This is a genomic window from Aeromicrobium sp. Root472D3, assembly GCF_001426485.1.
Taxonomy (GTDB): Bacteria; Actinomycetota; Actinomycetes; order Propionibacteriales; family Nocardioidaceae; genus Aeromicrobium.
Genome location: NZ_LMET01000001.1, coordinates 2,468,376 through 2,489,515, shown reverse-complemented (window position 1 = coordinate 2,489,515; position 21,140 = coordinate 2,468,376). Strand labels below are relative to the sequence as shown.

Genomic DNA, 21,140 nt, shown 5'->3' with positions numbered 1-21,140 from the left:
CGGGTCGTCGTCGACCGTGAGGACGNGTCCTCGGCGGTGAGGGTGCCGCTCATGGCCTCCGCGAGGCCCTGGGCGACCGCCAGCCCGAGCCCGACGCCGTCGCCGGCAGGGACGTCGCCGAGTCGCTGGAACGGTGCGAACAGGCGGGCGTGGCTCTCCTCGGCGATCCCCGGACCGCTGTCGGCGATGCGCAGGACGACACCTCCGGGCGTGGGGGAGCCGTCCACGGTGATCGGCGCGGGCGACGGCGAGTACTTGACCGCGTTCTCGCAGACGTTCGCGACGACCCGCTCGAGCAGGCCCGGGTCCGCCAGTGCGACGAGGGAGTCGTCGAGGGTCACGGTGATGCGGCCGCCGTCGGGGACCGTCTCCAGCGCCTGCCGCACGGCGTCGGCGAGGTCGACCTCGACGAGCGCCGGCGTGACGGCGCCGGTCTGGATCCGGCTCATGTCGAGCAGGTTGGCCACGAGGGCGTTGAGCCGGTCGGCGGACTCCTCGATGGTCTCGAGCAGCTCGGCCTCGTCGTCGGGCGACCACCGGATGTCGGTGTTGCGCAGGCTGCCGGCCGCTGCCTTGACGGCCGCCAGGGGTGAGCGCAGGTCGTGGGACACCGCCGCCAGCAGTGCGGTGCGGGTCCTGTTGCCGACGGCGAGCTGGGCGCGATCGGCCTCGGCGCGCTGGGCGCGCGTCCGCTCGGCCAGGACGGCGGCATGCGCGGCGTACGCCTTGAGCAGCCGCCGGTCGGACGCGTCGAGCTTGCGGCCGCACAGGGCGAGGGTCGTGTCCTCGTCGATCGAGACCGTCACGTCGGCCGCGTCGATCGACGACGGCGGACGTCCCGAGACGGCGATGGCCTCGTGGCGTCCGTCGACGGCGGTGAAGACCGCCGCACCGCGGGCCCCGAACAGCTCGCAGGCGCTGGCCAGCAGGGCCTCGACGTCGTCGCCGGCGTGCAGCAGGCTGTGGGACAGCACCGTGAGGGCATCGGACTCCGCACGGGCCTTCCGTGCCAGGACGGTGCTCCGCGCCGCACGGTCGACGACCGAGGCGACCGCGATGCCCACGACGAGGAACAGACCGATCGCGAAGGCGTTCTCGGGGTCGGCGATCGTCAGGGACCGCAGGGGTGGCGTGAACACCAGGTTCAGCAGGATGCTGCTGAGGACGGCGGAGATGATCGCCGGGATGATCCCGCCGACCAGGGCCGTGGCGACGACGACGGCCATCAGCACCATCGCCTCGGTCGGCAGCCCGTGCAGGGAGTCGGTCAGCACGAGCAGCTCGCTGGCCAGCAAGGGAGCGAGCACACCGAAGGCGTAGCCCAGGACCAGGCGACGTCGGGACAGGTTGCTGGCGGCCCGCACGGTGGGGTTCTTGCGGCGGGCGTAGTCGTGGGTCACGACGTGGGCGTCGATGTCGCCCGAGGCCGCGATCACCATCTCGCCGACGCCCGGCCGCAGCAGCGTCGACAGCCGACCTCGCCGGCTGGCGCCGATGATGACCTGGCTGGCGTTCTCGGCACGGGCGAAGTCGAGGATCGCGGTGGCCGTGTCGTCGCCGACGACGGTGTGCAGCGTGCCGCCGAGGTCCTCCGTGGTCCTGCGGAGCTTGAGGAGCTGGTCGGGGGTCACGCCGGAGAGCCCGTCCCGCCGCGCGACGTACAGGGCCATCCACTCGCCCCCGGCGCCCCGCGAGGCGATCCGCGCCGCGCGACGGAGCAGGGCGGCCGACTCGGGCCCGCCGGTCAGGGCGACGACGATGCGCTCGCGGGTCGCCCACGTGGAGTCGATGTCGTGCTGGTGGCGGTACTGGTCGAGCCCCTCGTCGACGCGGTCGGCGAGCCACAGCAGCGCGAGCTCGCGCAGCGCCGCGAGGTTGCCCTCGCGGAAGTACTGCGCCAGGGCGGCGTCGACCTTGTCGTGGCTGTAGATGTTGCCGTGCGCCATCCGTCGCCGGAGCGACTGGGGACTCATGTCCACCAGCTCGATCGCATCGGCCTGCCGGACGACGCGATCGGGCACGGTCTCGCGCTGACGCTGGCCCGTGATCGCCTCGACGACGTCGTTCAACGACTCCAGGTGCTGGATGTTGACGGTCGTGATGACGTGGATCCCGGCGGCGAGGAGCGACTCGACGTCCTCCCACCTCTTCTCGTGCGACGAGCCGCCGATGTTGCTGTGGGCGAGCTCGTCGACCAGCACGACCTCCGGTCGACGCCGGAGGACGGCGTCGAGATCCATCTCGAGGTAGGTGGTGCCGCGGTAGTCCATCGACCGCCGGGGCACCACCTCGAGACCCGAGAGCGCTCTCGTCGTGTGCTCGCGACCGTGCGTCTCGACGACGGCCACGACGACGTCGGTGCCGCGGGCGACGCGTCGCTGGGCCTCGTCGAGCATCGCGTACGTCTTGCCGACTCCCGGCGCGGCGCCGAGGTAGACCCGGAGCTTGCCTCGGGAGCCCACCGTCAGCCCGCCGCCTGCGCGGCCGCCGCCCGGACCGCCACGTTCAGCCGCAGGACGTTGACGCCGGGCTCACCGAGGAAGCCCAGCGAGCGGCCCTCCGTGAACCGTGAGACCAGGGCCCTGACGTCCGCCTCGGGCAGGCCGTTCGCGTCGGCGACGCGGGCCACCTGGATCCGCGCGTAGTCCACCGAGATCTGCGGGTCGAGGCCCGACCCCGACGCGGTGAGGGCGTCCGGCGGGACGTCGGCCGGGTCGACCGACTCGGCCTCGGCGACGGCGGCGCGACGCTCCTCGATGGCGGCGAGGAGGTCCGGGTTCGACGGCCCCAGGTTGGTCGGTGCCGACGCCAGCGTGTCGTAGTCGTTGGCCGACGGGCGGGAGTGGAACCACTCGTCGCCCTCGAAGTCCTGGCCGATCAGGCCGGATCCGACGACCGTGCCGTCGACCTTCACGAGCTGGCCGTCGGCCTGGCCCGGTACGGCCCTGCCGACGCCCCACACGGCGACCGGGTAGGCGATGCCGAGGATGACGATGAGGACGAGGAGCATGCGGAGGCCTGCGAGTGACTGCCGACCGAGGTCCTTGGTCATGCCGAAGAGATTCATGCTGCTTACCCGATTCCTGGGATGGTGGAGACGATGAGGTCGATGAGCTTGATGCCGATGAACGGTGCGACGACGCCACCGAGACCGAACACGAGGATGTTGCGGCGCAGCACGTCCGATGCCGAGGCGGGACGGAACTTGACGCCGCGCAGCGCCAGCGGGATCAGCGCGACGATGACCAGGGCGTTGAAGATGACCGCCGAGAGGATCGCCGACTGCGGCGTGGCCAGGCCCATGACGTTGAGCGTGTCGAGCGACGGGTAGGCGACCAGGAACATCGCCGGGATGATCGCGAAGTACTTCGCGACGTCGTTGGCGATCGAGAACGTCGTCAGCGCCCCACGCGTGATGAGCAGCTGCTTGCCGATCTCGACGATGTCGATGAGCTTGGTCGGGTCGGAGTCGAGGTCGACCATGTTGCCGGCCTCCTTGGCCGCCGACGTGCCGGTGTTCATCGCGACGCCGACGTCCGCCGCGGCGAGGGCGGGCGCGTCGTTGGTGCCGTCGCCCGTCATGGCGACGAGACGTCCGCCGGCCTGCTCCTTGCGGATCAGGTCCATCTTGTCCTCCGGCGTGGCCTCGGCGAGGAAGTCGTCGACGCCGGCCTCGGCGGCGATCGACCTGGCCGTCAGGGCGTTGTCGCCCGTCACCATGACGGTGCGGATGCCCATGGCACGCAGCTGCGCGAACCGCTCGACCATGCCCTCCTTGACGACGTCCTTGAGGTGGATGACGCCCAGCACCGTGCCGGTGCCGCCGGTCTTCGACGCGACGACCAGCGGGGTGCCGCCGTCGTTCGAGATCGACTCGATCGTGTCGGTCAGCTCGGTCGGCATCGTGCCGCCGACCCACCCGTGGATCGCCGATCCCGCGCCCTTGCGGATCTGGGTGCCGTCGGCGAGGTCGACGCCCGACATGCGGGTCTGGGCGGTGAACTCGACGAACTGGGCGCCACCGGGCAGGTCCCGGTCGTCCGCGCCCTCCGCGAGGGCGAGCGCCACGATCGAACGGCCCTCGGGGGTCTGGTCGGCCAGGCTCGAGAGCCGGACCACGTCGCGGAGCTCGTCCTGGGTGACGTCGCCGACGGGCACGAACCGCGACGCCTGCCGGTTGCCGTACGTGATGGTGCCGGTCTTGTCGAGCAGCAGGGTGCTGACGTCGCCGGCCGCCTCGACCGCACGTCCGGACATCGCGAGCACGTTGACCCGGACGAGCCGGTCCATGCCGGCGATGCCGATCGCGCTGAGCAGCGCGCCGATCGTGGTCGGGATCAGGCAGACCAGCAGGGCGATCAGGACCGTGAGGTCCTGCGGCGCCCCGGCGTAGTCGGCCATCGGCGACAGGGTCGCCACGGCGAGCACGAACACCAGGGTCAGGCTGACCAGCAGGATCGACAGGGCGATCTCGTTGGGCGTCTTGCGCCGCGACGTGCCCTCGACCAGCGCGATCATCTTGTCGAGGAACGTCTCGCCGGGAGCCGACGTGATCTTGACGGTGATCTCGTCCGAGAGCACCTTCGTGCCGCCGGTGACGGCGCTGCGGTCGCCGCCGGCCTCGCGGATGACGGGCGCTGACTCGCCGGTGATCGCGGACTCGTCGACCGACGCGACGCCCACGACGACGTCGCCGTCGCCCGGGATCACCTCGCCCGCGGCCACGAGCACCAGGTCGCCGATCGCGAGCTGCGTGCCGGGCACGGTCGTCACGCTGCCGTCCGCGGCCAGGACGCGGGCGACGGTGTCGGTGCGGGCCGCCCGCAGCGACGCGGCCTGCGCCTTGCCGCGACCCTCGGCGACGGCCTCGGCGAGGTTGCCGAAGACGACCGTGAGCCACAGCCAGACGGCCAGGGCGATCGTGAAGACGCTGGGGTCGGTGAAGACCGCGACGGTCGTCGCGACGGACCCGAGCCAGACGATGAACATCACCGGGCTGCGCCACAGGTGGCGCGGGTCGAGCTTGCGCAGCGCTGCCGGCAGCTGGGCCAGCATCTGCGTGAAGAGGAGTTGGAGCGTCATGACAGGGCCTCCGCGATGGGACCGAGGGCGAGTGCCGGGAAGAACGTCAGGCCCGTGATGAGCAGGATGACGCCGACGAGCAGGCCCCCGAAGAGGGGTGTGTTGGTGGGGAGGGTGCCGGCCGTCTCGGGGACCTTGGCCTGTTTGGCCAGGGAGCCCGCGAGCAGCAGGACGAGCACGATCGGGATGAAGCGACCGAGCAGCATCGCCAGGCCGATCGTGATCTGGAAGAAGGTCGACGTCACGGTGATGCCGCCGAACGCGCTGCCGTTGTTGTTGGCGCCGGAGGTGTAGGCGTAGACGACCTCGGTGAAGCCGTGCCCACCCGGGTTGCCCATGGCACCGGGCGTGCTGTTCAGCGCGATGGCGGTGCCGACGCCGACCAGGACGAGCGTGGGGGTCGCCAGCGTGTAGAGCGCGACGAACGTCATCTCCTTGGCGGCGATCTTCTTGCCCAGCAGCTCGGGGGTGCGGCCCACCATCAGGCCGGCCACGAAGACGGCCAGGACGGCCATGACCAAGATGCCGTAGATGCCGGCTCCGACACCGCCGGGAGCGATCTCGCCGAGCATCATGTTGACGAGGGTGACGCCGCCGCCGGTCGGGGTCAGCGAGTCGTGCGAGGCGTTGACGGCACCGGTCGAGGTGCCGGTCGTCGCGACCGCGAACAGCGACGAGGCCCACTCGCCGAAGCGCGTCTCCTTGCCCTCCATCGCGGCGCCCGCCGCAGCGGCGGACTGCGAGTGGCCGCCCACCTCGGCCCAGGTCGCGACGGCGGTCATGACGGAGAAGATCAGGCCCATCGCGCCGAGGATCACCAGACCCTGGCGGCGGTTGCCGAGCATCGTGCCCAGGGTGCGGGTGAGCGCCACCGGGATCAGCAGGATCAAGAAGATCTGCAGCAGGTTCGTGAAGCCGTTGGGGTTCTCGAACGGGTGCGCGGAGTTGGCGTTGAAGAAGCCACCACCGTTGGTGCCGAGCTCCTTGATCGCCTCCTGGCTCGCCACCGGACCACCGGTGACGACCTGGCTGTGGCCCGCCAGCGTCGTGATCGTGCTGTCGGCGAAGTTCTGGACGACGCCGTTGAGCAGCAGGACCACGGCCCCGACGAACGCGATGGGCAGCAGGATGCGGATCGTGCTGCGGGTCAGGTCGACCCAGAAGTTGCCGAGCTCGCCGCTGCGCACCCGGACGAAGCCGCGGATCAGCGCGACGGCGACGGCGATGCCCACCGCGGCGGACAGGAAGTTCTGCACCGCCAGGCCCGCCATCTGCGCGGCGAAGCCCAGCGTGGACTCGCCGCCGTACGACTGCCAGTTGGTGTTGGCGACGAACGAGATCGACGTGTTGAACGCCATCCACCCGGGCATCCCGGGCAGGTCGCGGTCGAACGGCAGGTGCGACTGGCCGACCAGGATCCCGTACAGCACGACGAGGCTGACGACGGAGAACCCGAGGACGCTCAGGATGTAGGCGCGGGGGCTCTGCTCGGCGTCGGCGTTGACGCCGCCGAGCCGGTAGATGCCCTTCTCGACGCGAGAATGACGGGGGGTCGTGAAGACCCGGGCCATGTAGTCACCGAGGGGCACGTACACGAGGGCGAGGACGCCCACGAGCGTGACGATCGTGAGGAGGCCGCTCAAGGTGTCGGACACTAGAAACGCTCCGGGAAGATCAGGGCCGCCAGCAGGTACGCCACGAGCGCGGCGACGAGGGCGATCAGCAAACCGCTTTCAATACTCATGAGCGTCAGTGAACCCGTCGTTCTCGCCCGATCGACCGGTCTTGACAGGTTCTTGGCAGGTCTTGACGCGTTCTTGACGGCAGGCCGCCCGTGGTCGTCGACGTTCTCGTCGGACCGCGCCAAGGTCTCGTCAAGATCGCGTCAAGCCCCTTCTGGTCGGCGGACGCCGTGCCTACCGTGAGGTCATGTCCTCCAGCTCGACGTCCTCGACGCCCCATCGCTCGGAAGGCTCCCCGCCGTCCCGGGCGGCCGTGGTGCACACGCTGCCTGCCACGAGCCGCCCGGGCGGGCGCTGCGGTGCTCTCGCCGTCGAGGTGCTCGCACCATGAGGTCGTTGCTCGGCCTCGTGACGGGATCCGAGGACGGTGACGCCGCGCCCCGCGGTCCGGCTCTTCCGTCCCGGCAGTCGATGGCCGGAGTCGTCCCCGTGGACGCGGTCGACGAGCGGGCCCGTGAGGCGCTCGGCACGGCCCTGTCGATGGCGCCGAGACGCGTCGTGGCGGTCCACGTCTGCCGGACGCCGGAGTCGGCCCGCGCGTTCACGCGGTCGTGGGAGGAGTGGGAGCCCGGCGTGCCCTTGGTGCTGCTCGACCCCGTCCGAACCGACGGTGACGAGGTCGCGGACTCGGTCGCCGACTACGTCGGCCGCCGCCACACGGCGCACCAGACCCTGGTCGTGCTGACCGAACGTCCGGCGTCGTCGCGATCGTCCCGCCGGCCGACCTCGGGTGCCGAGGCCCTCGAGGCGGCGCTCCTGCCGCTGCCCCACGTCGTCGTGTGTCGCCACCGAACCGCGTCGAGCCCTGCCGCACCGTCCCCGCGCCCGACGGTCGTGCCCGACCTGCCGTGACGGACGTGCGAGGCGTGCGCCACTGAGGCGTCAAGGGGGCGTCAAGATGCCGGCCTGACGAGCCACGGACACCTAGGTTGGGCAGGTGACCTCACCACGCCCGCAGAAGAAGGACGTCCTGCGCCTCGCCGTCGTCGTCGGTGCCCTCGGCGTCGTCTTCGGCGACATCGGCACGAGCCCGATCTACACGATCCAGACCGTCTTCAACCCCGACGACCCGCACCCGGTACCGGTCAGCGACGGCAACGTGCTCGGGGTGGTCTCCCTGATCCTGTGGTCGGTCACCGCGATCGTCACGATCACCTACGTGCTGCTCGCGATGCGCATCGACCACGACGGCGAGGGCGGCATCATGGCGCTCATCTCGCTGCTGCGCCGCTGGGCCGGCCACCGCAGGGCCGGGGCGACCGTGGCGCTCGCCGGCCTCGGCCTGTTCGGCGCCGCGCTCTTCCTCGGCGACAGCATGATCACCCCGGCGATCTCGGTGCTGTCCGCGGTCGAGGGGTTCAAGACGATCGAGCCGGGCTTCGAGCCGTGGATCGTCCCCGTCACGGCGGTCATCATCGTGACCCTGTTCTCGGTGCAGAAGCGGGGGACGGCCGCCGTCGGCCGGTTCTTCGGACCCGTCATGATCACGTGGTTCGTGACGATCGGCGCGTGCGGCGCGTGGGGCGTCACGAAGGACGCCGCGATCCTGAAGGCCGTGTCGCCCACCTACGCGATCGAGTTCCTGGCCGGCAACTTCGAGTACGCGTTCTTCGCGATGGCCGCCATCGTCCTGGCCGTCACCGGTGCCGAGGCGCTCTACGCCGACATGGGCCACTTCGGTCGCAGGCCCATCTCGGTCGGCTGGATCTTCCTGGTCTTCCCGGCCTGCGCCCTGAGCTATCTCGGCCAGGGTGCGCTGATCCTCGAGGACAGCGACAACATCAGCGCGCCGTTCTTCCTCCTGGCACCCGAGTGGGCGCGGATCCCGCTGATCGTGCTGGCGTGCGCCGCGACCGTCATCGCCTCGCAGGCCGTCATCACGGGAGCGTTCTCGGTCGCGTCGCAGGCGGCCCAGCTCGGCTACCTGCCGCGCCTGCGCATCCTGCACACGTCGAGCTCGGCACGTGGCCAGATCTACGTCCCGTGGGTGAACTGGCTGCTGCTGGTGTCGGTGCTGACGCTTGTGTTCGCGTTCCGCACGTCCGCGGCACTGGCCTTCGCCTTCGGCATGGCCGTGACGGGCACGATCACGATCACGACGATCCTGTTCTTCTACGTCGCCCACCGGCGGTGGGCCAAGCCCGTCTGGCTGCTGGCCCTCGCGGCGGTGCCGCTGCTCGCGCTCGACCTGCTGTTCATCGGCGCCAACCTGACCAAGCTCGTGCACGGCGCGTGGCTGCCCCTGGCGATCGCCGTCACCTTCTTCACGATCATGATCACCTGGCAGCGCGGTCGGCAGGTCGTGACCACGACGCGCGAGGACATGGAGGGGCCGCTGCAGTCCTTCGTCGACGACCTGGACGCCGGGGAGGACGCCCCCGCCGTCGTGCCGGGCACCGCGATCTTCCTCAACCGCGGGACGACCACGCCGCTCGCGCTCCGTGCGAACGTCGAGCGCAACCACGTCCGGCACGAGCACGTCGTGATCGTGACCGTCGAGGTCGAGACGGTTCCCCGGGTCGCGGACGACGACCGGGTCACAATCGACGCCCTGGGCCGCCCGGAGGACGGCATCACGCAGGTCGTCGTCCGCTTCGGCTACGCCGAGACCGCCGACGTCCCGGCCGCCCTCGCCCTGCTGACGTCCGAGCAGACCGAGGGCCAGCTCGACCTCGACGGTGCGACGTACTTCCTGTCGCGCATCGAGCTGCACGCCGGTCCGGAGCCCACGATGGCCCCGTGGCGCAAGCGGCTGTTCATCGCGACCTCGCACGTCACCGCCGACGCCGCCGACGCCTTCCACCTCCCGCGCGACCGCGTCGTGCTGCTGGGGTCGCACGTCGAGGTGTGAGCGCGTGAGGACCGCGTCAAGATCGTGCCAGGGTCTCGTGAAGGCACTGGTGCGGCCGGCCGGCCGGGGCGAGCATCACGGGGTGACCATCGTGCGGACCGACCCCGACCACCACCTCGACACGACGCGCGACGCTCTGCGGCGCACCGCCGACGCGTGGGAGCACGCGTTGACCGCGGCGATCGACCACGACGTCCGCGAGGCGCGACTCGTGATGCGGGGTGCCCCGTCGCGGCGGTCGGTGCTGCGCTGCGCGCACCAGCAGCTCCAGTGGGCGGAGTCGCCGCACCGCCGCGACGCACCACGGCGCGCCACCCCGCTCGACGTCGTGTCGGACCTGGTGCGCATGAACCGACAGCTGAGCCAGCTGTCGCAGTCGATCATCGCCGCCCCCGAGGTCGCCGGCCTCGACGCGCGGGAACGAGCGGCGGTCGACGTCGCGCGACGCATCGGCGCGCAGCGGCTCCAGGTCTTCGCGGGGTCGATGCCACGTCCGAGGATCGACCGTGAGTACGTCGCGGCGGGCCACGACCTGCTCGATGCGCTGGCCGACCTGGCCGAGTCGAGACCATCGCGCGGGTCCACGTCGGACGCCTGCCTCGGGTTGGTGGTGACGCTCGTCGAGACCTCACGCCACGCCACGCGCGTCGCGTGACCAGGCCTCCGCAGGGCGTGGGGCGACCGGAGAGGTCGACTAGGGTCTCGGGCATGGGGATGGCAGAGAAGATCGTCCACCGCGCGCAGTCGCTGGTGGAGCCCGGAGAGATCGTCCAGGGGGCGTTCGCCGGCCAACCGACCATCACGAACCGCATCGGCCAGGGCGGCTACCGCATCGTCGTCGCCACCGACCGGCGCTTCCTGGTGTTCCGGTCCGGCACCTTCTCGCAGACCGTCATCAAGGACCTGGTCGAGGAGTCGCCCCGCGACCAGCGGCTCGGCGAGCCCGGCGGAATCTTCCACGACGTCGCCGTCGGCTCACTGACCATGAAGGTCAACTTCCGCTACTTCGCGCAGGTCAGGGCGATCGACCTGGCGCTGGACCCCTCCGGTTCCTAGACGACCGACCGCCCCGCGTCGGCCGTGACGGCGGACGCGGGGCGATCGACGGAGATGGCGGGCGGTGGCGGTGTGCGCGTCCCCGGCCGCCCGAACCACGGTGACCCGTGGCCGATGTCCTGTCGACCGGTCCGCCCCGTTCATCTCTCGGTCAAGGTTCTCGTGCGGCGGCCGGGCGCATCAGGGTCGGACGTCTGCACGTCGCGGGACCGACGTCACCGTCACGACGGTGCAGGCCTCCTCCCGGCCGCGCCGCCCGAGGAGTGGTCGGCGAGGAACACCCTCAGGGCTTCGTCCGTCGTCGCGCACGGCCGCAGGAAGCTGCGCTGGAGCACCTCCGCGAGGTCGTCCAACGCGGCCCCGAGCACGGCACCGCCGTGGCGGACCTCGACGACCGGCGAGGTCCGTGCGGCCTCGACGAGGCGTGACGCCACGGGGATCGCCTCCGCGAGGCTGCCCACGTCCTCGGGCTCGCGGAAGTAGTACGTCTCGGGGTAGTCGTGCAGGTCGACCCGCACACGGGTGACCGACGCCGCCAGGTCGGTCAGGAGCGAGTGGACGACCGTGCGGTCGAGCGAGCCGAGCAGGTCGACCGTCCCGGCCTCCTGAAGGTGGACGAGCCGCAGCGCGAGCTCGCGGCGGCGTGCCAGCGTCGGGAACACCTGGAGCACCCACGACACCGCGACGGTCAGGAGCGCGAACCCGAACAGGGCCTCGAGGGGATTGACCAGGCGCAGCCAGGCCGAGGTCGGGAAGACGTCCCCGAGGCCCAGCGTCGAGATGGTCACGAGGGAGACGTAGACCGCGTCGAGGGCGCCGGGGCCGCTGCCGTGCTCGGTGGCGTGGCTGAACCCGTCGTCCATGTGGGGCCAGTAGACGGCGGCCCACCCGAGCACGGCCAGGACGCCCCAGATCATGACGACCGCCAGCATCGCGAGGGGACCGGAGAGGCGGTTCCTGGACGACAGCGTCCACGTCAGGCGCAGCATCGTCCGGCTGAGACGTCCCAGGGCCCCGGGATTGGCGAGCGTGTGGAACATGTCCGTCAGCACGAAGAGGACGACCGTCACGCCGGCGACGGTCACGATCCATCCCGTCACGGGCGTGGCACGCCGGGTGACCCGCCGGTCATGGCACCAGGCCGGCCGCGACCGGCGCGGACCGTTCGTCGCCACCCTGGTCGAGCCGGAACGGCGGGTAGACGTCCGTCATGAGAGCCGCGTACGCCGCGACCCGCAGCACCCACCGCTGGAGGCCGATGACGAGGTCGAACACGGCCTGGGGATAGCGCCCGGTCACCAGCAGCACCACGCCGGCGACGAGCACCAGCAGGCCGATCAGGCCGCTGCCGAAGATCCACGGGGCCGGGTCCTGGCTGCCGAGGTACGCGCCGCCTCCGACGAAGAACGCGACGACGAGGTAGTGCGGCAGGGCCAGCAACCAGGTCTTGACCAGCACGAGGCCCTGCGACAGGTGCTCGGGGTACGGCACCTCGAGGTGCGCCGGGTAGTCCGCGACGTCGGCCAGGGTGAAGGGCGGGTACCGGTCCGTGCCGAGGCCCCCGTAGGCGTAGTAGCTCACCCGCCACGACCAGCGGAGCACACCGACGTTGACGTCGAAGATGCCGCGCGGGTAACGACCCGTGAAGAGGATGCCGACGAAGGCGACGACGCTCAGGACGACGAACGACAGCCACAGGACGACCAGGACGAGGTAGTGGGGGATCGCGAGGATCCACTTGATGAGCCACAGCCACCGGCTGACGTCCGGGTCGAGCTGCGCGGTCACACGGACGGGGTACGGCGTCGGAGTCATGGAGCACCTCTCGGATCGATGCTCCCCATGCTTCGCGGGGGAGGTCGGGGCCGGCAGGGACGGACGTCCTCGACACGGCTGACCCAGGACCGTGGTCGGTGGGGCGGCCGGTGCGTGAGGCTCGGGTCGTCCACGGCACACGGCGACCACGGCACACGACAGAGGGTCCAGGCATGGCGATCACGAACGACATCACGGTCCACGGCGGCATCCTCGTGGCGCACGACGGGTCCGGCTCGGCCGACCTCGCCCTGCGCACGGCGGTCCACCTGGCCGCCGCCCTCGACGGACGCATCGAGGTCGTCCGAGCGTGGACCGTGTCGAGTGCGCCGCGTCCGGCCCGGCAGACCGTCGGCTACGTCCCGCCGCTGGAGGACTTCGAGGCCTCGACCATGGCAGGTCTGCTCGCGGACACGGCAAGCATCCGGCACGACCATCCCGCCGTGGCGATCTCGTGCTCGGTCGTGCACGGCAACGCCGCCGAGAAGATCGTCGAGGCCTCGGCGGGCGCCGATCTCCTCGTGGTGGGCAGCAGGGGGCTGGGCGGGTTCCTCGGCCTGCTGGTCGGCTCGGTGACCGACCAGGTCGTGCACCACGCCCGGTGCCGGGTGCTGGTGGACCGCGGACCTGCCCTGGGCGAGCGCGACGCGCCGAGTGCGCACCGCGAGCAGATGGAGGGCGCCCTGATCAGCGAGCTGGGGCTCGGCGACGACGCGTGAGCACGGCGCCGGTCACGGCCGGCACCTCACCGCAGCGGTTCCCACCAGGCGAGCGCTGCTGCCACCAGGCAGTCGACGCCCGTGGTGAGCGTGGGCTGGATCGTCGGCGCGTAGGCCGGCGAGTGGTTCGACGGCAGGGACGCCGCCCGGCGTCGCACGTCGTCGGGGTCGGACGACCCGGCGAAGGTGGCAGGGTCCGCCCCGCCCAACAGCCAGTAGACGCACGGGGCGCCGGCGGCCTCGGCGAGCACACCGACGTCCTCGCTCCCGGTCACGACGCCCGGGTCGATCACGTGGCCCGGGCCGACGACCGACTCCAAGGCGGGTAGCGTCCGCTCCACGGCCGCCGGGTCGTTGACGACGGCGGGCGCCGACTCGATCGTCTCGACGACGGCGTGCGCCCCCTCTCCCGACGCGGCTGCCTCGGACGCGACGATGCGGGCGATCGCGCCGAGCACGGTGGCGCGGACCGCGGGGTCGTAGGTCCGCACGTTGAGCAGCAGCTCGGCCCGTTCGGGGATGACGTTCGCCGTCGTCCCGGCGGCCACGGCGCCCACGGTCAGGACCGCGGTGTCGGGTGCGGCGATCTCGCGCGACACGACGGTCTGCAGCCGCATCACGGTGGCGGCGGCCATGACGACCGGGTCGATCGTCGCCTCGGGTCGGGAGCCGTGGCCGCCCCGGCCGATCAACGTCACCCGCAGGCTGTCGGTGGCGGCGAACGCCGGACCGCTGCGGAGGCCCACGACGCCGGCCGGGAGCGGCGCCACGTGCTGTCCGAGGACGACGTCGGGCGTCGGCACCCGCTCGTACAGGCCGGACGCGACCATCGCGGTGGCGCCGCGGGCGACCTCCTCGGCCGGCTGGAACAGCACCACCAGCGTGCCGGTCCACGACGTCGCCGCCAGGACGGCCGCCGCGCCCATCAGGCAGGTGACGTGCATGTCGTGCCCGCAGGCGTGCATCACCGGGACGTCGTCGCCGTCCGGGCCCCGCGCCCGCCGGTCGCTCGCGTACGACAGGCCGGTCGACTCCTCGACCGGCAGCGCGTCCATGTCGGCCCTGAGCAGGACCACGGGGCCCGGGCCTCGGCGGAGCACGCCGACGACTCCCGTGACCGCGACGCCCGTCTCGACCTCGTAGCCGAGGGTGCGCAGCCACGCTGCGGCCACACCGGCCGTCCTCTTCTCCGCGAACGACAGCTCCGGGTGGGCGTGGAGGTCCCGGTAGACGTCCTCGAGCCGCTTCGTCAGCGAGGCGTCGGCACCCATGGACGTCACCTCATCACGTAGACGTAGACGTGGACCAGCGGCCACGATGCCCGGCGAAGGAGGTCGGCACGGGTCTCGGGTCCCGTGCCGACCACCGACGGTGACGGTGCCGACGATCGGGTGCTGAGACACCGTGGCGCCGGGCGCCGTGGGCACGAACCTACGACCGCCGCGTCCGGGACAGCAGGGCCCAAGGTCCTCGCATCCCGTGGCTTTCGGGCGTGCAGCGGCTGACCGCCTCCGCCGACAGTTGACGCAGGTGCAGGAGGTGATGGCGATGGCCGGGTTTCCCGTGGTGCTGGGCGCCAAGCAGGGGCAGCAGCCCGAGGTCGCGGCGTTCGCCGTGGCGGAGGCCGCCCGACGACGGACGGGGCTGCGCGTCGTGCACGCCTGCGACGACGCGGCGGTGTCGCTGTCGGTGTTCGACGACCTCACGCAGGTCGTGGCGGGACACGGTCACGGAGTCGACGTCCACTTCCTCGTCGTCGGCGGCGATCCGGTCGAGGCCCTCCTGCAGGAGGCCCATCGGGCCGCCGCCATCGTCGTCGGGGCCGACCACGGCCCGTGGGTCGCACGCCTGCTGGGCGCGGAGATCTCCCAGACCGTCGCGACGCTCGCCGACGCGCCCGTGATCGTGGTGCCGCCGGTCCTGCCCGGCACCCGGTCGCGTCGCGGCATCGTGGCGGCGCTCGACGTCGGCGGCGAGGTCGACGCAGAGCTGGCCTTCGCGTTCCAGTCCGCCGACCGTCAGCACGAGCCCCTGCGCGTGGTCCACGTGGCCGGCGCGACCAGCGACTACCCACGGCGCAGGAACCGCTGGTACCGGATCGAGGACACGATCGACCAGTGGCGGGCCCGCTACCCCGGGGTGGACGTGCAGACGGTCGTCGAGCCCGGGCACCCGGTGGAAACCTGCGTGCTCGCCAGCGCTCAGGCGTCGCTGCTGGTGGTGGGACAACCGGCCAGCGAGCACCCGCGTCTCGCGTCCCGGGCGGTCGTCGCGCGGCTGCTGCGCCGCTCGAACGCTCCCGTGGCCGTGGTGCCGGTCGGCCACGACCGCACGCGGACGTCCGCGTGAGGCCCGACGGCGCGGGAACGCCGCCCGTCGTGGTGGCGGTGGCCGAGCTGCAGGAGCGGGTGCTCGAGGAGGCGATCGCCGAGGCCCGGAGGGTCGACGCCCCCTTGCACGTCGTCACCTGCTGGGACCAGGCCGATCCCGGGTCCGGGACGGACGACGGCGGCCTGCCCCCGGACGGACCCGGCCCGTCGTTCATGGAGCGACTGGCCGGCGGCACCGTCGACCAGGTGCGGGAGTTCACGTCAGCGGCGGCACCGGAGCTCGACGTGACGTACTCCGTGGAACGGGGAGCGGCCTTCGACGTCCTGCGCGACGAGGCCGACGACGCGCGCGAGGTGGTCGTCGGGGCCGACGGAGACCTTCCCCGGTACCTGTGGGTCTTCCGCGGCGCCGTCGCCCGCCGGCTCGTGGTCGCGTCCGCCGAGCCGACGATCGTCGTGCCCGACCGACCCGTCAACGAGACCGGCGACATCGTCCTGCTGATGCCGTCGTGGTCGGTCGACGCGCTGACGTTCGCGCTCGAGGCGGCCGAGAGCCGCGGCTGCGGACTGCGCGTCCTGCACGAGTCCGACGGACCGGGGTCGCGGCGGGACGAACGCTGGCGTGAGAGCTGCTACGCGCTCGACCTCATCCGCAGCCTGTACCCCGACGTCGCCGTCGTGGTGACGGCCACGGCGCCCGGGAGTCTCGTCGATGCCGCGGTGGACGCCGCTCCGGGCACGGGCATGGTCGTCGTCGGGTCGGTGCCGCGACCGCACCTGCCGTGGTTCCTGGACAGGTCGCTCGCGGGGCGGCTCGCGACGAGCACCTCCGTGCCGCTCGCGGTCGTCCCCGCCCGGCGCGGCTGGCTGACGGGGATGAGGCACTGAGCTGTCGCGCCACCTTCACCCGGCTCAGCGTGCGCTGACCGTGATGCGGTTCTCGACGTGGTCCACATGCGGCGAGGACCACGCGGCCTTGGCCGCCGACCGCTTCTCCGACCACGACGCGACGTGACCCGTCAGGGTGATGCGGGAGCCGTGGACCTTCACGTGCACGTGGCTGGCATCGACCGAGGCGTCGCGCACGATCGCTCTCCGGACGGCCGCCTCGGTCTCGACCGCGTCGGCCTGCGGGCGCGGGGTGAGCGAGATGCGGTTGCGGACGTCGCGCACACCGTCGAGGTGCTCGACCGCGCGGTGCGCCGCCTGCCTTTGGTAGTCCCACAGGACCTCGCCGGTCAGCGTCACCACGTGGTCGTCGACCGTGACCTTGACCGACTGGTCGGGCACGTCGTTGTTCCAGGCGATGAGTGCGCTGGCCGCCATCGCGACGTCGGTGTCGGTGCGGGGGTCGTCGAGGTGGTGCACCACCAGGTCGTTGGCCAGCGACGTGACGCCCTTGATCCTCATCGCGGTGCGAGCCGCCAGCCGCTTCTGCCACGGGGACGACACCTGGCCCGACAGGGTGACCGTGCTGCCGATGACCGAGACGCCCACCAGGGCGGAGTCGATCTCGGGCGCCCACTCGAGCGCCTCCTCGACCTGGTGCTGGAGGTCGTGCTCGTGGGTCGTCGTGGTCTTCACTGTCGGTGCCTCTCCAGGGGAGCGATGGGACGGCGGCGGGATCGGGCCGATCGGGTGGGCGGTCGTGGACGCGGGCGGACGAAGCTGACCGCGTCCGCCTCGAGCCACGGCAGGAGCGCGGAGAGCGGGCTGGGATGCCAGTGATCGTCAGGGTCGTCCATGGTCTCGTCCTCACGGTGCGTTCGACCCCAGCCTCGTCGACGCCCGACGTCCGTGCCCCGGTCGAAGGTCCCCCCGTCACGGGACGAGCAGCACTGGGTCCGTCGCCGGGCTCGCGGAGCTCACTGCGCACGCGGGCGCAACACACAGGTGACCCGCCCTCGGACACTGCTGACCGAGGGCGAGTCCTGTGCGGGACGCGCGTCCCTTCAGGGGGGCCGGCAGGTGAGTGCGCGGTGATTCAGGTCCGTCGTCGTCGCGCTTCGATCATGGGCCCGCGCGGTGAGCGGCTCCAGCGACCGATGACCCGGATCTGGGGGACCTTGGCCCCTGACACGCTCCGCCGCGAGGCCCTGACCCGCCCGCGGGCCCATGGTCCTGCTGGTCAGGACTCCCGACCGTGCCGCCGGGCCCGCGTGAGGCGGACCGTGGGAGCACCCGCCACCACTGGGAGGAACCATGAGCACCACCGACAACCCCGTCGTCATCGGCGTCGTCGACAAGCAACCCACGGCACTGCTCGTCGCGGTCGCGGAGGCCCGGCTGCGGGGAGTCCCGCTCCGGGTCGTCCACTCGACGTGGGTGGCCACGCAGGCCGGCGACGTCTACAGGGGGCTCGACGCCTCCGAGGCCGTGCGCGCGGCAGGTCGCGAGCTGCTGGACGACGCCAGACGGCTCGTCGAGCACGAGGCGCCCGACCTCGTCGCCGACTACGAGCTGACGAGCACACCCGCCGAGATGGTGCTGCAGGAAGCCGCCTCGGACGCCGCGGTGATCGTCGTCGGCTCGGACGACGTGCCGTGGTACGACCGGATCCTCCGGACGAGGATCGCCGGACACCTCGCGATGCACGCGCCATGCCCGGTCGTCGTCGTCCCGGAGCTGTCGTACCCGGGTCGGCACGACGGGGACGTCGTCGTGACGATCGACGGCGACACCGCGGCGGAGGGCCCCCTCGGGTTCGCCTTCGACGAGGCGTCGCGCCGTGAGGCGTCGCTGCACGTGCTGCACGTGACCCGAGTCGGGGCCCCGGTCGAACGGGCCGGTCGTGAGCGCGACGACGTCGAGAGGGCCCTCGCGGACTGGCGGGAGCGGTTCCCCGACGTGCTGGTCCTCGCGACCTTCCGTCATGACGAGGTCGAGGACGCGATCCTGCGGGCCACGGAGCAGTCGGCCCTGGTGGTCATGGGCCGCCCGCACCGGCACGCCGTCCCCTTCGCGGCGTCGCGGTCCGCGGCGGCGAGGGTCCTGCGCCACGCCCACTGCCCGGTCGCGGTCGTGCCCCCGCGATGACCATCACGACGACGATCACGGCCCGCGGCGGCATCCTGGTGGCGCACGACGGCTCGCCCGGCTCGGACGGCGCCCTGCGCACGGCGATCAGGTGCGCACCCGCGTTCGGGAACCACGTCGAGGTGGTCCGTGCCTGGACCCTCGCGACGGCGCCGGCCGTCGCGTTCCTCGCCCCGGGTCGCGCCCCGTCGTACGAGGACTTCGAGCAGGCGGTGCTGGCGGCGCTCGAGCACGACGTCGCGTCACTGCGACGGGAGGAGCCCGAGATCGCGATCGGCGTCACGGTCGTCCACGGGAACGCCGCCGAGAAGCTCGTGGACGCCTCGCACCACGTCGACATGATCGTCGTGGCCGACCGGGGGCACGGCGGCTTCGTCGGCCTGCTGCTGGGATCGGTCACCGATCAGGTCGTGCACCACTCGGCGTGCCGGGTGCTCGTCGAGCGCGAGCATGACGACCCTGCGAGCTCGTCGTGAGGTCGTTGGTCGTGGCGGCGGCGAGCAGGCACGGGTCGACCGCCGAGATCGCCGACCGCCTCGCCGCCGACCTCGCGGGAACGCTCGGCGACCCGTGGACCGTGACCCGCGTCGGGCTGACGGACCCGCGGCGGCTGATCGAGGCCGATGCGGTGGTCCTCGGCAGCGCCGTCTACTACGGCCGCTGGATGCGATCGGCCACGCACGCCCTGGACCACCTGCGCGAGGAGCCGCCCGACCACCTCTGGATCTTCAGCACCGGCCCCGTGTCCGACTCCGAGGACGAGAACGCCCGCACGATCTCCGCCGACGCCATGGCGGACCTCGGCGAGGAGGACGAGGTCGACGAGCACCGGGTCTTCGGCGGCAGGCTCGACGACGCACAGCTCTCGTTCGTCGAGCGCGTCGTGGTCAGGGCCGTCGGTGCGACGCCCGGCGACCACCGCCGCTGGGACGACGTCGACGCCTGGGCCCGTCAGATCGCCGACGAGCTCCAGCGGGCGTGACGCGCCCCTCGACGGGTCACATGGACCCCGTGTCGAGGTAGCGCTGGTGCCAGCTCAGCGCCTCGCCGAGCAGGTGCGGTGTGTGCCGCTGGTCAGGACGGGCCGACCACGCCCGCGCGCAGTAGTCGTGGAGACGATCGCGGAACCGCGGATCGGCGCACCGGTCGATCACGACGGCCGACCGTGCGGTGGGGGAGAGGCCGCGCAGGTCGGCCAGCCCGTGCTCGGTCACGATGACCTGGACGTCGTGCTCGGTGTGGTCGACGTGGCTGACCATCGGGACGATCGTCGAGATGGTCCCGTTCTTGGCGGTCGACGGGCTGAGGAAGAAGTTAAGGAACGAGTTGCGGGTGAAGTCGCCGCTGCCCCCGATGCCGTTCATGACGGCGCTGCCCATGACGTGCGTCGAGTTGACGTTGCCGTAGACGTCGGCCTCGATCATGCCGTTCATCGCGATGACGCCGAGGCGCCGCACCAGCTCGGGGTGGTTGGAGATCTCCTCGCTGCGCAGGACGATCTTGCCCTTGTACGCGTCGATGTTGTCCATGAAGTGCCGGGCGCCCCGGTCGGACAGCCCGAAGGACGTCGCGGAGGCCGCCGCCAGGGTGCCGCTGTCGAGCAGGTCGAGCATCGCGTCCTGGATGACCTCGGTGAACGCGGTGAGCCCGGTGAACTCGCTCCCGTCGAGCCCGGCCAGCACCGCGTTGGCGACGTTGCCGACGCCTGACTGCAGGGGCAGCAGCCCGGGGGGCATCCGGCCGGCCGCGACCTCGTGCCGGACGAAGTCGAGCACGTGGTCGGCGATGGCCTCGGAGGTCGTGTCGGGTGCGGAGAAGGCGGAGTTGCGATCGGGGTGATGGGTCTCGACGACCGCCACGACCTTCGCGGGGTCGACCCGCAGGTACGGCTCACCGATCCGCTCCATCGGCTCGGTGAGCTGGATCGGCCGGCGGTGGGGCGGCAGGGCCGTGCCGTAGTAGATGTCGTGGAACCCCTCGAGCTCGCGGGGCTGCCAGCTGTTGACCTCGAGGATCACCCGGTCCGCCTGGTCGAGCCACGTCTTGTTGTTGCCCACCGACGTGCTGGGGATCAGGAGACCGTCGGGCAGGGCCGCCGTGACCTCGACGACGGCGACGTCGAGCTGGCCGTAGAAGCCGAACCACATGCGCTGCGCGGAGTGGCTGAGGTGCTCGTCGAGGTAGGCGACCTCGCCGGCGTTGATGAGTCGGCGCAGCGTCGGGTCGGAGTTGTACGGCAGCCGCGACGAGATGCCGTGGGCGCGCGCGAGCCGGCCGTCGGCGTCCGGGGCGGTCGACGCCCCCGTCCACAGGTTGATCGCGAAGTCGTCGCCGCGCTCGTGGGCGGCCTCCATGCGCAGGGCCAGGGCCTCGGGCACCGCCTTGGGGTAGCCGGCCCCCGTGAACCCGCTGAAGCCGACGTTGTCGCCCGGCCGGATCAGCGCCGAGGCCGAGTCGGCCGTGGTGATCCGTGAGCTCAGCAGCGGGCAGGAGACGCGTGACATCGACA

The 21,140-nt window shown here is 71.9% G+C and carries 20 protein-coding genes; 10 read left to right on the top strand and 10 right to left on the bottom strand.

The window, feature by feature from the left end:
- Positions 1-26 precede the first annotated feature (26 nt).
- From ASD10_RS12280 to kdpF, 5 genes are all read right to left on the bottom strand, one after another.
- The coding region (locus ASD10_RS12280; RefSeq protein WP_235501841.1) for a DUF4118 domain-containing protein at positions 27-2,462 on the bottom strand (2,436 nt) is incomplete at its 3' end.
- 2 nt (positions 2,463-2,464) lie between these two features.
- Positions 2,465-3,052, bottom strand: coding sequence for a potassium-transporting ATPase subunit KdpC (gene kdpC, locus ASD10_RS12275; RefSeq protein ID WP_056610243.1), 588 nt, complete (start codon positions 3,050-3,052; stop codon positions 2,465-2,467).
- A 20-nt stretch (positions 3,053-3,072) separates the two neighbouring features.
- The gene (kdpB, locus tag ASD10_RS12270; protein ID WP_056608831.1) at positions 3,073-5,082 is read right to left on the bottom strand and encodes a potassium-transporting ATPase subunit KdpB; all 2,010 of its coding nucleotides are present in this window, start codon (positions 5,080-5,082) and stop codon (positions 3,073-3,075) included.
- Positions 5,079-6,737: a potassium-transporting ATPase subunit KdpA gene (gene kdpA, locus ASD10_RS12265; protein WP_056608830.1), complete on the bottom strand. Its 1,659-nt coding sequence runs from the start codon at positions 6,735-6,737 to the stop codon at positions 5,079-5,081. The genes kdpB and kdpA overlap by 4 nt, the downstream gene beginning before the upstream one ends.
- Complete coding sequence (gene kdpF, locus ASD10_RS18405) at positions 6,737-6,826, bottom strand: K(+)-transporting ATPase subunit F (protein ID WP_082556178.1); 90 nt, start codon at positions 6,824-6,826, stop codon at positions 6,737-6,739. The genes kdpA and kdpF overlap by 1 nt, the downstream gene beginning before the upstream one ends.
- Positions 6,827-7,151: 325 nt before the next feature.
- On the opposite strand from kdpF, the gene ASD10_RS12260 reads away from it, so the two are divergent.
- The 4 genes from ASD10_RS12260 to ASD10_RS12245 all read left to right on the top strand — a co-directional run bounded on the left by ASD10_RS12260 (position 7,152) and on the right by ASD10_RS12245 (position 10,731).
- Positions 7,152-7,676: a hypothetical protein gene (locus ASD10_RS12260; protein WP_056608829.1), complete on the top strand. Its 525-nt coding sequence runs from the start codon at positions 7,152-7,154 to the stop codon at positions 7,674-7,676.
- Between the two features lie 85 nt (positions 7,677-7,761).
- Complete coding sequence (locus ASD10_RS12255; protein WP_056608828.1) at positions 7,762-9,675, top strand: potassium transporter Kup; 1,914 nt, start codon at positions 7,762-7,764, stop codon at positions 9,673-9,675.
- A gap of 82 nt (positions 9,676-9,757) precedes the next feature.
- Complete coding sequence (locus ASD10_RS12250; protein ID WP_157432572.1) at positions 9,758-10,330, top strand: hypothetical protein; 573 nt, start codon at positions 9,758-9,760, stop codon at positions 10,328-10,330.
- A gap of 53 nt (positions 10,331-10,383) precedes the next feature.
- Positions 10,384-10,731 carry a hypothetical protein gene (locus tag ASD10_RS12245; RefSeq protein WP_157432571.1) on the top strand — a complete coding sequence of 116 codons (348 nt, stop codon included), beginning with the start codon at positions 10,384-10,386 and terminating at the stop codon, positions 10,729-10,731.
- A 221-nt stretch (positions 10,732-10,952) separates the two neighbouring features.
- Here the strand turns inward: ASD10_RS12245 and ASD10_RS12240 are convergent, their stop codons facing one another.
- On the bottom strand, positions 10,953-11,801 hold the full coding sequence (locus ASD10_RS12240; protein WP_157432570.1) for a potassium channel family protein: 849 nt from the start codon (positions 11,799-11,801) through the stop codon (positions 10,953-10,955).
- Between the two features lie 58 nt (positions 11,802-11,859).
- On the bottom strand, positions 11,860-12,546 hold the full coding sequence (locus ASD10_RS12235) for a DUF4389 domain-containing protein (RefSeq protein WP_056608819.1): 687 nt from the start codon (positions 12,544-12,546) through the stop codon (positions 11,860-11,862).
- Positions 12,547-12,719: 173 nt separating this feature from the next.
- Here ASD10_RS12235 and ASD10_RS12230 point away from each other — a divergent pair, with 173 nt between their 5' ends.
- Positions 12,720-13,265 (top strand): universal stress protein, encoded by a 546-nt coding sequence (locus tag ASD10_RS12230; protein ID WP_082556177.1) that lies wholly within the window; start codon positions 12,720-12,722, stop codon positions 13,263-13,265.
- Between the two features lie 26 nt (positions 13,266-13,291).
- On the opposite strand, the gene ASD10_RS12225 is transcribed toward ASD10_RS12230, so the two are convergent.
- Positions 13,292-14,536 carry an amidohydrolase gene (locus ASD10_RS12225; protein ID WP_056610240.1) on the bottom strand — a complete coding sequence of 415 codons (1,245 nt, stop codon included), beginning with the start codon at positions 14,534-14,536 and terminating at the stop codon, positions 13,292-13,294.
- Between the two features lie 277 nt (positions 14,537-14,813).
- Here ASD10_RS12225 and ASD10_RS12220 point away from each other — a divergent pair, with 277 nt between their 5' ends.
- Both ASD10_RS12220 and ASD10_RS12215 read left to right on the top strand, forming a co-directional pair.
- Entirely contained in the window at positions 14,814-15,614 is an 801-nt protein-coding gene (locus ASD10_RS12220; protein WP_162248854.1) for a universal stress protein, read from the top strand.
- Entirely contained in the window at positions 15,611-16,483 is an 873-nt protein-coding gene (locus ASD10_RS12215; protein WP_056608814.1) for a universal stress protein, read from the top strand. The genes ASD10_RS12220 and ASD10_RS12215 overlap by 4 nt, the downstream gene beginning before the upstream one ends.
- Before the next feature lie 24 nt (positions 16,484-16,507).
- On the opposite strand, the gene ASD10_RS12210 is transcribed toward ASD10_RS12215, so the two are convergent.
- Positions 16,508-17,179 carry a BON domain-containing protein gene (locus tag ASD10_RS12210; protein WP_056608812.1) on the bottom strand — a complete coding sequence of 224 codons (672 nt, stop codon included), beginning with the start codon at positions 17,177-17,179 and terminating at the stop codon, positions 16,508-16,510.
- A gap of 618 nt (positions 17,180-17,797) precedes the next feature.
- Between ASD10_RS12210 and ASD10_RS12205 the strand changes: the two genes are divergently transcribed.
- From ASD10_RS12205 to ASD10_RS12195, 3 genes are read left to right on the top strand one after another with little or no spacing between them, the layout of a single operon-like run.
- Entirely contained in the window at positions 17,798-18,631 is an 834-nt protein-coding gene (locus ASD10_RS12205; RefSeq protein WP_056608810.1) for a universal stress protein, read from the top strand.
- Positions 18,628-19,107 (top strand): universal stress protein, encoded by a 480-nt coding sequence (locus ASD10_RS12200; protein WP_056608807.1) that lies wholly within the window; start codon positions 18,628-18,630, stop codon positions 19,105-19,107. Before ASD10_RS12205 ends, ASD10_RS12200 begins: the two co-directional genes overlap by 4 nt.
- Entirely contained in the window at positions 19,104-19,613 is a 510-nt protein-coding gene (locus ASD10_RS12195; protein WP_056608806.1) for a flavodoxin domain-containing protein, read from the top strand. The genes ASD10_RS12200 and ASD10_RS12195 overlap by 4 nt, the downstream gene beginning before the upstream one ends.
- 16 nt (positions 19,614-19,629) lie before the next feature.
- Here ASD10_RS12195 and ASD10_RS12190 read toward each other — a convergent pair whose 3' ends face one another.
- Positions 19,630-21,135, bottom strand: a complete 1,506-nt coding sequence (locus ASD10_RS12190; RefSeq protein WP_056608803.1) for an acetyl-CoA hydrolase/transferase family protein — start codon at positions 21,133-21,135, stop codon at positions 19,630-19,632.
- Positions 21,136-21,140: the final 5 nt, after the last annotated feature.